The 13,603-nt window shown below is 60.9% G+C and carries 12 protein-coding genes; 7 read left to right on the forward strand and 5 right to left on the reverse strand.

Annotated features, from left to right (window positions below; translation table 11 throughout):
- Positions 1–314 precede the first annotated feature (314 nt).
- The 4 genes from peaA to peaD all read left to right on the forward strand — a co-directional run bounded on the left by peaA (position 315) and on the right by peaD (position 4,866).
- On the forward strand, positions 315–1,895 hold the full coding sequence (peaA, locus tag AB4N64_RS04200) for a quinohemoprotein amine dehydrogenase subunit alpha (RefSeq protein WP_460122232.1): 1,581 nt from the start codon (positions 315–317) through the stop codon (positions 1,893–1,895).
- A gap of 77 nt (positions 1,896–1,972) precedes the next feature.
- Positions 1,973–3,403: a quinohemoprotein amine dehydrogenase maturation protein gene (gene peaB, locus AB4N64_RS04205; protein WP_460122234.1), complete on the forward strand. Its 1,431-nt coding sequence runs from the start codon at positions 1,973–1,975 to the stop codon at positions 3,401–3,403.
- 1 nt (position 3,404) lies between these two features.
- On the forward strand, positions 3,405–3,728 hold the full coding sequence (gene qhpC, locus AB4N64_RS04210; RefSeq protein ID WP_008016081.1) for a quinohemoprotein amine dehydrogenase subunit gamma: 324 nt from the start codon (positions 3,405–3,407) through the stop codon (positions 3,726–3,728).
- 25 nt (positions 3,729–3,753) lie between these two features.
- Positions 3,754–4,866: a quinohemoprotein amine dehydrogenase subunit beta gene (gene peaD / locus AB4N64_RS04215; RefSeq protein ID WP_460122236.1), complete on the forward strand. Its 1,113-nt coding sequence runs from the start codon at positions 3,754–3,756 to the stop codon at positions 4,864–4,866.
- Between the two features lie 119 nt (positions 4,867–4,985).
- Here peaD and AB4N64_RS04220 read toward each other — a convergent pair whose 3' ends face one another.
- A complete protein-coding gene (locus tag AB4N64_RS04220; protein ID WP_460122238.1) occupies positions 4,986–5,387 on the reverse strand; it encodes a lysozyme inhibitor LprI family protein in 402 nt (133 codons plus the stop codon).
- 186 nt (positions 5,388–5,573) lie between these two features.
- Here AB4N64_RS04220 and AB4N64_RS04225 point away from each other — a divergent pair, with 186 nt between their 5' ends.
- The gene (locus AB4N64_RS04225; RefSeq protein ID WP_460122239.1) at positions 5,574–6,053 is read left to right on the forward strand and encodes an SRPBCC family protein; all 480 of its coding nucleotides are present in this window, start codon (positions 5,574–5,576) and stop codon (positions 6,051–6,053) included.
- A gap of 309 nt (positions 6,054–6,362) precedes the next feature.
- Here AB4N64_RS04225 and inhA read toward each other — a convergent pair whose 3' ends face one another.
- A complete protein-coding gene (gene inhA, locus AB4N64_RS04230) occupies positions 6,363–7,046 on the reverse strand; it encodes an isonitrile hydratase (RefSeq protein WP_460122241.1) in 684 nt (227 codons plus the stop codon).
- 90 nt (positions 7,047–7,136) lie between these two features.
- On the opposite strand from inhA, the gene AB4N64_RS04235 reads away from it, so the two are divergent.
- Positions 7,137–8,099 (forward strand): GlxA family transcriptional regulator, encoded by a 963-nt coding sequence (locus AB4N64_RS04235; RefSeq protein WP_460122243.1) that lies wholly within the window; start codon positions 7,137–7,139, stop codon positions 8,097–8,099.
- Positions 8,100–8,130: 31 nt separating this feature from the next.
- Here AB4N64_RS04235 and AB4N64_RS04240 read toward each other — a convergent pair whose 3' ends face one another.
- The 3 genes from AB4N64_RS04240 to AB4N64_RS04250 form a co-directional block, all read right to left on the reverse strand.
- A complete protein-coding gene (locus AB4N64_RS04240) occupies positions 8,131–9,957 on the reverse strand; it encodes a glycoside hydrolase family 15 protein (RefSeq protein ID WP_460122245.1) in 1,827 nt (608 codons plus the stop codon).
- On the reverse strand, positions 9,950–10,747 hold the full coding sequence (locus AB4N64_RS04245) for a glucose 1-dehydrogenase (RefSeq protein ID WP_460122247.1): 798 nt from the start codon (positions 10,745–10,747) through the stop codon (positions 9,950–9,952). The genes AB4N64_RS04240 and AB4N64_RS04245 overlap by 8 nt, the downstream gene beginning before the upstream one ends.
- Positions 10,748–11,345: 598 nt before the next feature.
- Complete coding sequence (locus AB4N64_RS04250; protein ID WP_460122248.1) at positions 11,346–12,479, reverse strand: cupin-like domain-containing protein; 1,134 nt, start codon at positions 12,477–12,479, stop codon at positions 11,346–11,348.
- A 134-nt stretch (positions 12,480–12,613) separates the two neighbouring features.
- Between AB4N64_RS04250 and AB4N64_RS04255 the strand changes: the two genes are divergently transcribed.
- Positions 12,614–13,348 carry a thioesterase II family protein gene (locus AB4N64_RS04255; RefSeq protein WP_460122250.1) on the forward strand — a complete coding sequence of 245 codons (735 nt, stop codon included), beginning with the start codon at positions 12,614–12,616 and terminating at the stop codon, positions 13,346–13,348.
- Positions 13,349–13,603: the final 255 nt, after the last annotated feature.

The raw sequence follows: 13,603 nt of genomic DNA on the forward strand, positions 1-13,603 counted from the left end.
TGACACGCAGCGGTGTTCTTTAGTCCATCGCGAGCAAGCTCGCTCCTACAGGGGAAGAGAGCGGGGCTATGCTTGTCTCAGGTTGCAACGGCTGTCGCGAAATAAAACGTGCAACGCCGCTGTCGTTCCTGGAAAAACCTACCCTGTCCGACACAAACCATTGATTAATCAACAAATTCACAAGCTGGCACGCTCCGTGTATTGCTCATCGCAGACGTTTCTCTTGCCTCCGTTGGCTGCTCATGGCCAACGGCAGAAACCATAAAAACGATAAGCCACAAAAATAAGAAAGCACCGTGCGAGGTTCGACGTTGATGAAGAGAAGACTCCGATCAGGCCTGAGTGTCAGTCTATTGGCCGTGGCCGCCTGTGTAGCGCTGCATTCGCCGGCCAGCCTGGCCGCCCGTGACGCCCAGACCATCCTCAAGGAAACCTGTCAGGGCTGTCACACCCCCGAAGCCGATAACGCCCTGAGCCGCATCAGCCACCAGCGCAAGACGCCGGAAGGCTGGTTGATGAGCATCGCGCGGATGCAGACCATGCACGGTTTGCAGATCAGCGATGACGATCGCCGCACCCTGGTCAAATACCTGGCCGACACCCAGGGCCTGGCGCCGAGCGAAACCGACGGCGTGCGTTACGCCATGGAGCGCCGGCTCAACACGGTCGAACAGTTCGACGAGAAAACCAGCCAGATGTGTGGCCGCTGCCACTCCGGTGCGCGGGTCGCCCTGCAACGCCGGCCCGCCCAGGAGTGGGAGCGCCTGGTGAACTTCCACCTCGGCCAGTGGCCGTCGCTGGAGTACCAGGCGTTGTCCCGCGACCGCGACTGGTTCGATCTCGCCCGCAAGGAGATGGTGCCGCTGCTGGCCAAGCGTTATCCACTGGACAACCCAGCGTGGAAAAAATGGCTAGCCAGCGCGCCGAAGGCTGAAGCATTGGCGGGCGACTGGAGTTTCAGCGGCCACCTGCCAGGCAAGGGCGAGTTAGCCGGGATAATGAGCGTCAGCGCCGCTGGCGATGACACCTTCAAGGTCAGCATCAAAGGTCAGTACGCCGACGGTACGCCGTTCAACGGCGACGGCAGCGCGATCCTCTACACCGGCTACGAATGGCGCGGCAACGTGAGCATCGACGGCGTGACCCTGCGCCAGGTGTTCGCCGCCCAGGGCAACGCGATGCAGGGCCGGATGTTCGAGGCCGAGCATGACGAGCGTGGCCTGGACTTCGTCGCCGCCAAGCAGGGCAGCAGCCGCTTGCTGGCGGTGCAACCGGGTTACCTCAAGGCCGGCAGCGAAACCGAAGTGACCCTGATCGGCAGTGGCCTGACCGGCAAGCCGAATTTCGGCAAGGGCGTGGAAGTGGTCGAGGTCGTCTCGCAGACGCCCGAACAGATCAAGGTCAAGCTCAAGGCCGCCGCCAATGCCCAGCCGGGCTTGCGGGCGGTCGCGGTGGGAACGCTGAAAGGCCCGAGCCTGTCGGTCTACAGCAAGATCGCCGAGGTCAAGGTGGTGCCGGAATTCTCGGTGGCGCGGATCGGCGAGGGCGGTGGGTCGACGCCCAAGGTGCAGGGGCGTTTCGACGCCGAGGCTTGGGGCAAGGGGGCTGACGGCAAACCGTATCGCATCGGTGTGTTCCCTGCGCAGTGGAAGGTCGAAGCCTTCGACGATCGTGCCAAGGAAGATGAGGACGTCAAGTTCGCCGGCACCATGGAGGCCGATACGGGCGTGTTCACACCAGGCGATGCCGGGCCGAACCCGCAACGCAAGATGTCCACCAACAATGCCGGCAACCTCAAGGTCATTGCCGCCGTCGACGACGCAGGGAAATCCCTGACCGGCGAGGCCCACATGATCGTGACCGTGCAACGCTGGAACAATCCACCCATTCCGTAAGGCTGATCCGACACGGTTCCAGACACTTTTCGGAATGAACGCAGGCCCCCGAAGCCGGGTCTGCAAAGGAGGTTGCAATGGGCGCTATCTTGAATCTGGTTGAGCGCAATCTGCACGAAGTGCAGGTTGACGCCGACCGCATGTTGTTTCACATCCCCAGCAGTTCGCTATTCGCCAGCGACGAACTGACGGGCACGATCATCGACACATTGCGCGGTCCGGGCTGTTCTTCGGACGATTTGATCCAGCGCCTGGCGACGCGGTTCAACGGCAAGGAAATCACCGAGACCCTGCGCGAGCTGATGGCCCTGGAGCTGGTCAGTGATGGCTCACCGCTGACCCCGGACATCGCCACCAAGCGGGTCGAGCGCACCGCCATCAACACCGTGGTGCTCAACGTCAACACCGGTTGCAACCTGAGCTGCACCTACTGCTACAAGGAAGACCTCGACAAGCCATCCGCCGGCAAGAAGATGGACGTGGAGACCGCCATCGCCTCGGTGGAGATGCTGCTCAAGGAATCCCCCGACGAAGAGCGCTTCACCGTGGTGTTCTTCGGTGGCGAGCCGTTGAGCAATCGCAAGCTGATCGAGTACATGGTCGATTACTGTGAGAAACGCTTTCGCGAGGCGGGCAAGTTCGTCGAATTCGTCATGACCACCAATGCCACGCTGCTCACCGAGGAAACGGTGGACTACCTCAACGCCCACCGTTTCGGGCTGTCGGTGAGCATCGACGGGCCCAAGACCGTGCACGACCGCAACCGTATCACCGTGGGCGGGCAGGGCACCTATGACGTGGTGCGGCGCAAGGCCGAGATGCTGCTGTCGCGTTACAACAGCCGCCCGGTCGGCGCGCGGGTCACGCTGACCACTGGCGTCACGGATGTCGAAACCATCTGGGACCACCTGTTCAACGAACTGGGGTTTGCCGAAGTGGGGTTCGCCCCGGTGACCTCCGGCGACATCAGCAGCTTCAACCTGACCAACGAAGAACTGGGGCAAGTGTTCGCCAGCATGAAGGCCTTGGGCCGACGCTATCTGACAGCGGCGCTGGAACACCGCAACATCGGCTTCTCCAACCTGCATCAGTTGATCACCGATATCCACGAAGGCCACAAGAAAGCCCTGCCCTGTGGCGCGGGCCTGAAGATGCTGGCCGTGGACCACAAGGGCGAGCTGAATCTGTGCCACCGCTTTACCGGCTCATCCCTGCCGACTTTCGGCAACGTCCATGAAGGGGTCAAGCAGGTCGAGCTGAACGACTTCCTGTCCCAGCGCCTGGACCGCACCAACACCGGTTGCCACGACTGCAACATCCGCAACCTGTGCTCCGGCGGCTGCTACCACGAAAGTTACGCCCGCTACGGCGACCCGGCCCACCCGACCTATCACTACTGCGAACTGATGCGTGACTGGGTGGATTTCGGCATCGAGGTCTACACCCGGATCATGGCCAATAACCCTGCGTTCATCAGCAGTTACATCACTCCGCGCAAGGCTCACTGATATGAAACATCTCAAGGCAATCAATAACAAAGCGTTGAAGCTGGATCAGGCCGCGGATGAAAACCGCATTGAAGAAGTCGTGGCGATGAGTTCCGTGGCTGGTTGCGCCTCCACCACCGACCCTGGCTGGGAGATCGATGCGTTCGGCGGTGTGTCGTCGCTGTGCCAGCCCATGGAGGCGGACCTTTATGGCTGCTCCGACCCTTGCTGGTGGCCGGCCCAGGTGCCCGACATGATGAGCACCTACCCGGACTGGAACAAGGATGCCCAGGCGTCCAACGACAACTGGCGCAACCTTGGCACGGTCTTCCCCAAAGACAAGTGATCGGACAGAGAATAAGGAATCCAGCATGCCTAGCATCAAAGCCTGCGGCCTGGCCGCGTTTGCCGTCGTCTGTTCGTTCAACGTCCTGGCCGATGAAAACACCGCGTTGCAAGACGGTCACGAGTACATGTTGACCACCAACTACCCGAACAACCTGCACGTCATTGACCTGGCGACAGACAGCCTGTTCAAGACCTGCAAGATGCCGGATGCGTTTGGCCCCGGCACCGTGCAGTTGTCACCGGACCGCAAGACCGCCTACGTGTTGAACAACCACTACGCGGACATCTACGGCGTCGAGCTCGACAGTTGCAAGCAGGTGTTCCACGCCAGCATCACCCAGAAGCCGGGGGAGAAGGCCAAATCGATGTTCGCCTTCACCCTGAGCCACGACGGCAAGGAACTGTTCGCAATCGCCAACCCGACCCTGATGCTCAACGATCGCTACGAAGTGCAGCAGCCGCGACTCGATGTGTACGCCACCGATGCCGGGATGGACGCCAAACCCGTGCGCAGCTTTCCGGCTCCCCGGCAATTGACCATCATGCAAAGTGGTGACGACGGTACGCTATATGTGGCCGGCGCGGACATCTACAAGGTCGATGTGAAAACCGGCAAGTTCGATGTGCTGATCCCCAGTCGCCACTGGAAACGGGCGAACTATGCCGCACCGGACGTGCTCTACGTGTGGAACCAGCAGACCTATCGCCATGACTTCTCGCTGCTCTACACCACGGCGAAATTCAAGGACAAGAAGCAGGACCCCGCCACCGCCGACTACCTGTACGGGTTGTTCAGTGTCGACCTGAAGACCGGCAAGACCGAAACCACCGACTTCGGTCCGTTGACGGAGATCTATTTCAGCGGCATGCGCTCGCCGAAGGACCCCAACCTGATGTTCGGCGTGCTCAACCGCCTGGCCAAGTACGACATCAAGGAGAAAAAGATGCTCCAGGCGGCGACGCTGGATCACTCCTACTACTGCATTTCCTTCAACAAGGACGGCAGCAAGATCTACCTGGCGGGGACGTTCAACGATGTGGCGATCTTTGATGCCGACAGTTTGAAACAGGTGGGGAGCATCAAGTTGCCTGGGGGGGATATGGCGATTACGACGGCTCAGGTGTTTATCCGGTAGTTTTTCGGTGTCTGGGGTGACGTCTTCGCGAGCAAGCTCGCTCCTACAGGTTCGCGGTGTGCGCAAATCACTGTGGGAGCGGGCTTGCCCGCGATGAGGCCCTCAAGGCCACTGAAGATCTACTGCCCCGGCACCGGACAACTCAAATCCCCCTCCTGGCATTTCAGGTAATTCTTCAGCGTCTCCACCCGCGCCTTGGTCAGCTCGGTGACGCAGTTGCTGTAGATCAACGGATAAACACTCCCGCCCGTCACCGCCGACGAAGCGAATTTGCACTCGGCGTCGCGAAAGCCAATCCACTCCCGCTGGGCACCGACCAACAGCTTCTTGCTCTCGGGGTTGCTCTTCAATCGCGCAGTGATCTGCTGGTACAGCGCATTCAATTCCTTGTCCGCTGCCTTGTGCTCCTGTGCCGCGCACTGATTCATGGTCGCCTGGTCGCTGGCGTTGGCGCAGTCAACGGCGTGGGCAAGGGGGGTGAACAGCAGTGTCGTCAGCGCCAGGAGCAGGCGAGGGGGCATGGGAATCTCACTGAGTCGGGAAACGTGAGGGCAGTGTAGCGAAACGAGCGTTACAGGATGTGAAACCCTGCCTTCGAACTTTGCCCCGGATGTGCGGCCGAATATGTCAGGCAAATGGATTGAGAAACACATTCAAGGTTGGACAAAGGGCCTGACCGGCCTACTGTGCAGTAAAGGAGGTGATTTATGAACCCAGCATCAGATCGCATCGAAAGGAAGATCCTGCTCAAGTCGCCGCGCTCACAGGTCTGGCGTGTGGTGGCCAACGCCGAAGCATTCGGGCAATGGTTTGGCGTCGCCCTGGAAGGCAAGCGTTTTGTCGCCGGGGAGTGGACCCAGGGGCAAATTACCTACCCCGGCTACGAACACTTGCTGTGGAACGTCCTGGTGGAGCGGGTCGAACCCGAGCGGGTGTTTTCCTTCCGCTGGCACCCCTATGCCGTGGAACCGGACATCGACTACTCCCAGGAGCCCACCACGCTGGTGCGTTTCGATCTCGAAGACATGGATAACGGCACCTTGCTCAAGGTGACCGAGTCGGGTTTTGATCACATTCCCCAGTCGCGCCGGCTCAAGGCGTTCCGCATGGACAGCCGGGGGTGGGATGAACAGATGAACAACATCGAAGAATTTCTGAAGATCAACACCCGGGCGAACGAGCGTTAGGAAGAGCAAGCTTACGGACCTAAGGGTTTTCGGAAGGGTGGCTATGGCGAATGTCTTACACGCGATGGTAATGATGTCGCCTATCGAAGATTGGATCCGAAACGTAATCTAGCGCCATCAACTGAAGCACAGGGAGTGCTTCAGGATCACGGATGATCGACCATCAGCAGGGACTCGCTATCGACAGGGAGTCGAATGGTCTTGGAAAACCCGCCTCTGGCGGGTTTTTTTGGTCTGTCGAAAACCCTGCGTGCTGACGATCGCTCCCACAGAAGATCAAAAGCGAATGACAGTCCATTGCTGACGGGCTCAGATCCCCAACCTCGCCGCCACCCGCTCGGTGATCTGCGCCCTTTGCTGGCGCGATTGCGCGGTACGCTTGTTGGCCTCTTGCAGAACGGCGGCAGGCGCCGTCCGAGGGCTGCCGGAGTCGAACGGCGGCGCAGGCGCGTACTCGAGTTGCAACTGCACAAGTTGCGCGGTCTCCTTATCGAACAGCTCCGCCGCCAGCGTCAGTGCAAAGTCGATCCCGGCGGTAATCCCACCACCAGTGAACAGATTGCCATCGCGTACCACCCGGTCCTGCACCGCAATGGCCCCGAGCGGCGCCAATAACTCGTGATACGCCCAATGCGTGGTCGCCCGTTTTCCCTTGAGCAAACCCGCCGCACCCAGTACCAGTGAGCCGGTGCACACCGACGTCACGTACCGGGCCTGAGCCGCTTGGGCCTTGATGAATGCCAGGGTGACCTCATCCTCCATCAACGGCCCGACGCCGCTGCCGCCGGGGATGCAGATCACATCCAACGCAGGGCAGTCATCGAAGGTGGTGGTCGGTTTGAGGACCAGGCCGGTGCTCGCGGTGACGGGCACCAGGTCTTTCCAGATCAGGTGCACCTGCACATCCGGCAGCGAAGCCAGCACGTCGTAAGGGCCGGTCAGGTCCAGTTGCTGAACCTGAGGGAACAACAGAAAACCGATCTGCAACGTCATGGCATGTTTCTCGTGAAGTGAGTGGACGCCTTCACATTAGACTCGTAGCATTTGGCGCATACGCCAATTACCCCACGAATTACGCCAACCATGCCGAAGATCATTCATGTGCTCGCTTTCGCCAACGTGCAATTGCTCGACGTCACGGGGCCATTGCAAGTGTTCGCCTCTGCCAACGACATTGCTCGTCAGAAAGGCTTGCCCGAGCCTTACGCGCCAACGGTGATCGCCAGCGGTGGCGGGGCGGTGGCCTCGTCGGCGGGGTTGGCGCTGTTGGCCGAACCTTTGCCCGAGCAGGCTGGGGACACCTTGATCATCGCTGGAGGCTGGGGCGTTTACGCCGCGTCGGAAGACGAGGCTTTGGTGGCATGGGTACGCAAGCACGCGGCGGGTTGTCGGCGCGTGTCTTCGGTGTGCACCGGGGCATTCCTGCTGGCAGCCAGCGGCTGGCTCGATGGGCGGCGTGTGGTGACGCACTGGACCCGTTGCGAGCAACTGGCGCAAAAACATCCGCAGCTTACGGTCGAGCCCAATCCGATCTTCATCAACGACGGCCCGGTGTGGACCTCGGCCGGGGTGACAGCCGGCATCGATCTGGCGCTCGCCATGGTCGAAGCTGACCTCGGTCGAACCATGGCACTGGAAGTCGCCCAGCAACTGGTGGTGTTTCTCAAGCGTCCGGGCGGCCAGTCACAATTCAGCGTGACCCTGTCACTGCAAAAAGAAGGCGGCCGGTTCGACGAGCTTCATGCCTGGATCAGCGAAAATCTTACCGTAGACCTCGGCATCCCCACATTGGCCCAGCAAGCCGGCATGAGTGAACGCAGCTTTGTGCGTCACTACCGCGCCGACACCGGCCAGACCCCGGCGCGGGCCATTGAACTGATCCGCGTGGAAACCGCTCGACGGTTGCTGAGCGACACGGGCGTGCCGATCAAACGGCTGGCGTTGCAATGCGGGTTTGGCAGCGAGGAGACGTTGCGCCGCAGCTTCCTGCGGGCCATGGGGGTGACGCCGCAGGCTTATCGGGAGCGGTTTTCGGTCAGCGCTTGAGATGGGGGCCGGGGGCCCATCGCGAGCAGTCTCAAGGCTGCCAGGAACTCTTCTCCCCGCTCAACTTGCGATCCAGGAACACTGCCGCGCTGATCAGCGCCAGATGTGTCAGCGCCTGCGGGGTATTGCCCAGATGCCGCCCGTGACTGTCAAACTCCTCGGCATACAACCCCAGCGGGTTGGCGTAGCGCAACAGTTGCTCAAACTCCAGGTGCGCCTTTTCCACCTGCCCCGCCCGAGCCAGGCATTCGACGTACCAGAATGAACAAGCTGCGAAGGCGCCTTCGGTGCCGACCAGGCCATCGATCCCGGTGTCATCGTTACGGTAGCGATAGACCATGCCGTCTCGCACCAGGTGTTTCTCGATGGCTTGCAGGGTCGCGAGCCAGCGTGGATCCTTGGCGCTGACAAAACGCACCAGCGGCATCAACAGCATCGAACCGTCGAGGGCGGTGCCGCCGATGTGCTGGACAAAATGCCCACGCTCCTCGTTCCAGAAGTTGTCCCAGATGTCGGCGTAGATGGCCTGTCGTGTCTCGTCCCAACGGGCGAACGGCGCTGGCAACGAACGTTTGGACGCCAGGCGAATCGCCCGGTCCACGGCTACCCAACACATCAATCGCGAGTGCAGGAAGTGATGCTGCTCGCCGCGCATTTCCCAGATGCCCACGTCTTTTTGCTGCCAGGTCTCGCACACCTGATCGACCACGTGAGCCACGTGTTTCCAGCCTTCGTGGGAGATGGCATCGCCGTATTTGTTGACCAGGTACACGGCATCCATCAACTCGCCGAAGATGTCGAGCTGGATCTGCGCGTAGGCGTCGTTTCCGATGCGTACAGGCCGGGCGCCGCCATGGCCGGACAGGTGCGAGAGCTCGGTTTCCGGCAATTCCTGGCGACCATCGATACCATAGAGGATGTTGATTTTCATCGGTTTGCCGTGGCAGTCGCTGACCCGCCCGCGTACCCAGCGCATGTAGTCGTTGGCTTCCTGGACAAATCCCAGGCGCATGAACGCGTAGACGGTAAACGAGGCGTCGCGGATCCAGGTGTAGCGATAGTCCCAGTTGCGCTCGCCGCCCGGGGCTTCCGGCAGGCCGAAGGTTGCTGCTGCGAGGATCGCCCCGTGTTTGCGCGAGGTCAGCAACTTCAGCGCAAGGGCGGAGCGATTGACCATTTCCCGCCAGCGGCCACGGTAGTTGGATTGACCGGACCAGTCGCGCCAGAACTTCAGCGTGCGCGCCATGCACAGATCGGCAGCGCCTTTTTTGAAGCGAGGATCGTCGGCACCCCCGAGCAGGAACTGTGCGCTCTGGTCCTGCTCCAGGGTGAATTCGGCCAGTGCGGCGTGGTCTTCGAGGCTCAACGTCTGATCCGAGGCCAGGCGCATCGCTGGTTGATCCGCCGCCTCGAACACTGCGTCCTGATCGTCCAGGCGCGCACGGGTTTTGGCGCGGGCGTAGTCGTGGCGTACGGCGCAACGCATGTGGAAGGTGGCGCGCCCGCTGACGACGCGCACCCGGCGCATCAACATCGGCAGATCATCTTCGCTGTCGCCAATCGGCAGCAAATCAGTCACCTCGACCACGGCGCGCTCGCTCAGCCAACGGGTTTGCAGCACGTTGGTGTCGGGCAGGTAGATCTGTTCGCGGCGGGCGTCTGGCAGGTCCGGTGACAACTGGAAAACCCCGGCCTCTGGGCTGTCCAGCAGCGAGCAGAATATCGATGGGCTGTCGAACTCAGGCCAACAGAAGAAATCCACGCTGCCCCTGTCGTTGACGAGCGCCGCGCTGCGCATGTCGCCAATGATGCCGTGGGCGTCGATGGCGCTTTGTCGTTCCTGGTGATGATCAGCCATTGCCGCGAAACTCCGGATAGAGGCTCATGCCGCCGTCGATGAACAGCGTCGTGCCGACGATGTAGTCGGAGGCGTCGGAGGCGAGAAACACCACCGCATTGGCGACGTCCTCGACCTCGCCGATGCGCCCGTAGGGGATGAGCTTGAGCAGGTTGGTGGTATTACCTTCGGTGACATCGCGATTGATTGCGGTGGCAATTGCTCCCGGCGCAATGCCGTTGATGCGAATGCGCTGGTGGCTGACTTCCTGGGCGAGGGTTTGCATCAACTGGTCGAGGCCGCCCTTGGAGGCGGCGTAGTTGACATGTCCGGCCCAGGGGATGCGTTGGTGCACTGAGCTCATGTGGATGATCTTGCCGGCCGCCCGGGACACGCCTTCGCGGATACCCTGTCGATTGAAGATTCTCAGGGCGGCGCGGGCACAGAGGAACTGGCCGGTGAGGTTGACGCCGATCACGTGGTTCCAGTCGGCGAGGGTCATGTCCATGGCGGGTGCGTCTTTTTGCAGGCCGGAGTTGGCGACCAGGATGTCCAGGGTGCCGAAGGTTTCGAGGGTTTTTGCGAACAGGTGTTCGACGTCTTCTTCCTGCGAGACGTCCGCGCCTATGGCGATAGCGCGACCGCCCTGGGCGTTGATGTCCTGGGCCAGTTGTTCGGCGGGCGCGGCATGGGAATTGTAGTTGATCACGACGGCGGCGCCGGCGGCGGCCAGGGCCTTGGCGCTACCTGCGCCGATGCCGGAGCTGGCGCCGGTGATCAGGGCGACCTGGTTTTTCAGTGAGATCTGCATGTTGGACGGCGCCTTGGGGTTAGGGCTTATTCTGCTGACTGGCGGGGGGCGGGGAGAGTTCAGGTGGGTGGGTGAAGTTTTTGTCAGGTTTGGTTGGGGCTTGATTGGGGGCATATCCATTGCTGCGGTAACGGCCGCTTATGGTTTCGCCCTTACGGTGACTCACTTTGGCCCCCTGTAGGAGCGAGCATGCTCGCGATGGCCGTCAACGATAACGCGGGCAGCCTGACACCCAGCGTTGTTCTGTCGACCATCGCGAGTAAACTCGCTCCTACAGGGTCCGTGTTCTGCTTGTGATTTTGATCTTCTGTAGGAGCGAGCATGCTCGCGATGGCCGTCAACGATAACGCGGGCAGCCTGACACCCAGCGTTGTTCTGTCGACCATCGCGAGTAAACTCGCTCCTACAGGGTCCGTGTTCTGCTTGTGATTTTGATCTTCTGTAGGAGCGAGCATGCTCGCGATGGACGTCAACGATAACGCGGGCAGCCTGACACCCAGCGTTGTTCTGTCGACCATCGCGAGTAAACTCGCTCCTACAGGGGGGGCTGGCCGTTGCCGTAGAAATGGATATGTACACCCGCAAAAATGAGCCCCAGCTACCACCCCCTTCCCGAATTCACCCAAAAATTCACCGACAACGAAGTCGATACCGACTCCACCTGGTGAAACCACCCCTCTGGCAAAAACAACAAATCACCGGCCTCCAGCGTCACTCGCATGAAGGTCACCGCTGCTGCTTTTGGAAAGCGCTTGTAATCTGGCGCGTCCGGGTTGAAGTCGCAGCCGTCCAGTCCACCCTGGGGTGCGGTGGACCAGGTGCCGAGGGCTTCGCGATGGTGGGGGGCGGCGAGGGTGAAGGTTTTCTGGCCCCAGACCTGGGCGAACAGGTTGTCGGTGTCGTCGCGGTGCAGTGGCGTCAGGGTGCCCTTGGGGCCGATCCAGATTCGTGGAGGGATGAACAATGAAGGGTCGAAGTAGGGTGGGTACTTGATCTGCTCCATCAATTGCGCCGGCAGGATGTTGTTGCCCATGTAGGCCGGTGGTTCGCCATCGGCGTTTTGGGTGGCAGGGGCATCCAGTGAGGCGATGAACTCGGCCATTGAAGTGGAGCGAAAGTCCCGCTCCGTCGAGAAGGTTTTCTTCACGTAGTCGCCATGGCGGGTGATGCCTTGCAGTTGCGCAAAGTGCACCAATGATTCTTCGCGGCTGAGCTTGAACAGCGGCCAGTCCTGCAACGCATCGCTGATGATGACCGGCACGCCATTGGGCAAGTAGCGGCTTTTGAATTCCTCCACGGATAATTCGCTGCGCGGCCGACGCTCCACCGTGCGTTGGATCGGCAGGCGGGCGGTGAGTGTTTCGCTGAAACGCGGTGGGGTCGGGTAGCGCTTGTTCATGTCGACCTTTTCCACCACGGCGCCGCCATGACGCGCGCTGTCGATGATCTGCGGCAGCATCGTCGCCAGGCCCATGTTGCCACCGATCTTCAGGCGACCGCTGGCGAACAGTTCCTCGACATTGGCCGAGCCCCCCATGATGCCCATAAAGTCTTCCTGCGCGACTTCGATGGTGACGTCGGGACTGGCATGGCGCCCGGCCTCGGTGCGGCTGCTGGCCCTGACCTCGGACCAGTAGGCCTGGTGCGGGCCGAACACGAATTGAAAAACACCTTCGATACCGACGGCGCCCGCATTGGCGAACAGTTTGCCCAGGATGATTTGCAGGTCCACGACGATCACTCTTCTTGGTTTGGGTCTGAACAGGGAACGAAACGTCGTGACGCAAATTTATCCGCATGCTTGACTAATTTGCCCCAGGGTTCGCGCGTTCATGGAAGTAGACGACTTTTTCCAAGGTGAACGCGGTGACCAAGCTGACCCTGCTGTGCCTGCCGTACTCCGGCGCCAGTGCGATGGTTTACAGCCGCTGGCGGCGCAAGGTGCCCCAGTGGCTGGATGTGCAACCGGTGGAGTTGCCGGGACGCGGTGCCCGTTATGCCGAGGCGCTGCACACCGACATGCGCACCCTGGCGTTGCAATTGGCCCGGGAACAGAAAGCCCGGCTCACGGCGCCCTATGCCCTGTTCGGGCACAGCCTGGGGGCCTTGCTTGCCTGTGAAATCGCCCATGCGTTTCGCACATTGGGCTGCCCCGAGCCCGTCGCGCTGTTCGCTTCGGGCACAGCGGCGCCGACGATGCGTGCCAATTATGATCGCGGCTTTGCGCAACCCAAGACCGACGCGCAGTTGATCGACCAGTTGCGCACCCTCAACGGCACCAGCGAAGAGGTGCTGGCCAACGAAGAGCTGATGAGCCTGACGCTGCCGATCCTGCGTGCCGATTTCCTCCTGTGCGGGCGCTTCGAGCCCCTGCAGCGCCCCTTGCTGAAATGCCCGGTGCACGTGTTTGGCGGCAAGGCCGACAGGGCAAGTACCGAACAACTCATCGCCTGGAGCAAGGAAACCCACGGCAGCTTTTCGCTCGACATGCTGGCTGGCGGGCACTTCTTTATCCACGAGCACGAAGCCCGCGTGCTGCGGGTGATCAAGGATCAGCTGGACGTTCATCATCGCCGGCATGTAGTGGCCGCAACGGCCTGACGATTTTCCAGACACCACCTAATCCCACTGTAGGAGCGAGCTTGCTCGCGATAGCGGTGTGCCAGTGAATGGATGAGTGACTGACACACCGCAATCGCGAGCAAGCTCGCTCCTACAGGGTCAGTGCCGCATTCAACACCCCATCGCACCGCCCCTCTGATAGTTATTCCCACCCGCTAATTTTTCCGGACTGCATTCGTTTTATAGGGACGACGCGCCTTTGTGCTTTCTGCCTACTGATCCGGATGCCAAGAA

Source organism: Pseudomonas sp. S2_C03 (assembly GCF_054668405.1).

Coding starts and splice junctions, on each gene's coding strand:
- peaA (WP_460122232.1), top strand. CDS start 315: ATGAAGAGAAGACTCCGATCAGGCCTGAGTGTCAGTCTATTGGCCGTG.
- peaB (WP_460122234.1), top strand. CDS start 1,973: ATGGGCGCTATCTTGAATCTGGTTGAGCGCAATCTGCACGAAGTGCAG.
- qhpC (WP_008016081.1), top strand. CDS start 3,405: ATGAAACATCTCAAGGCAATCAATAACAAAGCGTTGAAGCTGGATCAG.
- peaD (WP_460122236.1), top strand. CDS start 3,754: ATGCCTAGCATCAAAGCCTGCGGCCTGGCCGCGTTTGCCGTCGTCTGT.
- AB4N64_RS04220 (WP_460122238.1), bottom strand. CDS start 5,387: ATGCCCCCTCGCCTGCTCCTGGCGCTGACGACACTGCTGTTCACCCCC.
- AB4N64_RS04225 (WP_460122239.1), top strand. CDS start 5,574: ATGAACCCAGCATCAGATCGCATCGAAAGGAAGATCCTGCTCAAGTCG.
- inhA (WP_460122241.1), bottom strand. CDS start 7,046: ATGACGTTGCAGATCGGTTTTCTGTTGTTCCCTCAGGTTCAGCAACTG.
- AB4N64_RS04235 (WP_460122243.1), top strand. CDS start 7,137: ATGCCGAAGATCATTCATGTGCTCGCTTTCGCCAACGTGCAATTGCTC.
- AB4N64_RS04240 (WP_460122245.1), bottom strand. CDS start 9,957: ATGGCTGATCATCACCAGGAACGACAAAGCGCCATCGACGCCCACGGC.
- AB4N64_RS04245 (WP_460122247.1), bottom strand. CDS start 10,747: ATGCAGATCTCACTGAAAAACCAGGTCGCCCTGATCACCGGCGCCAGC.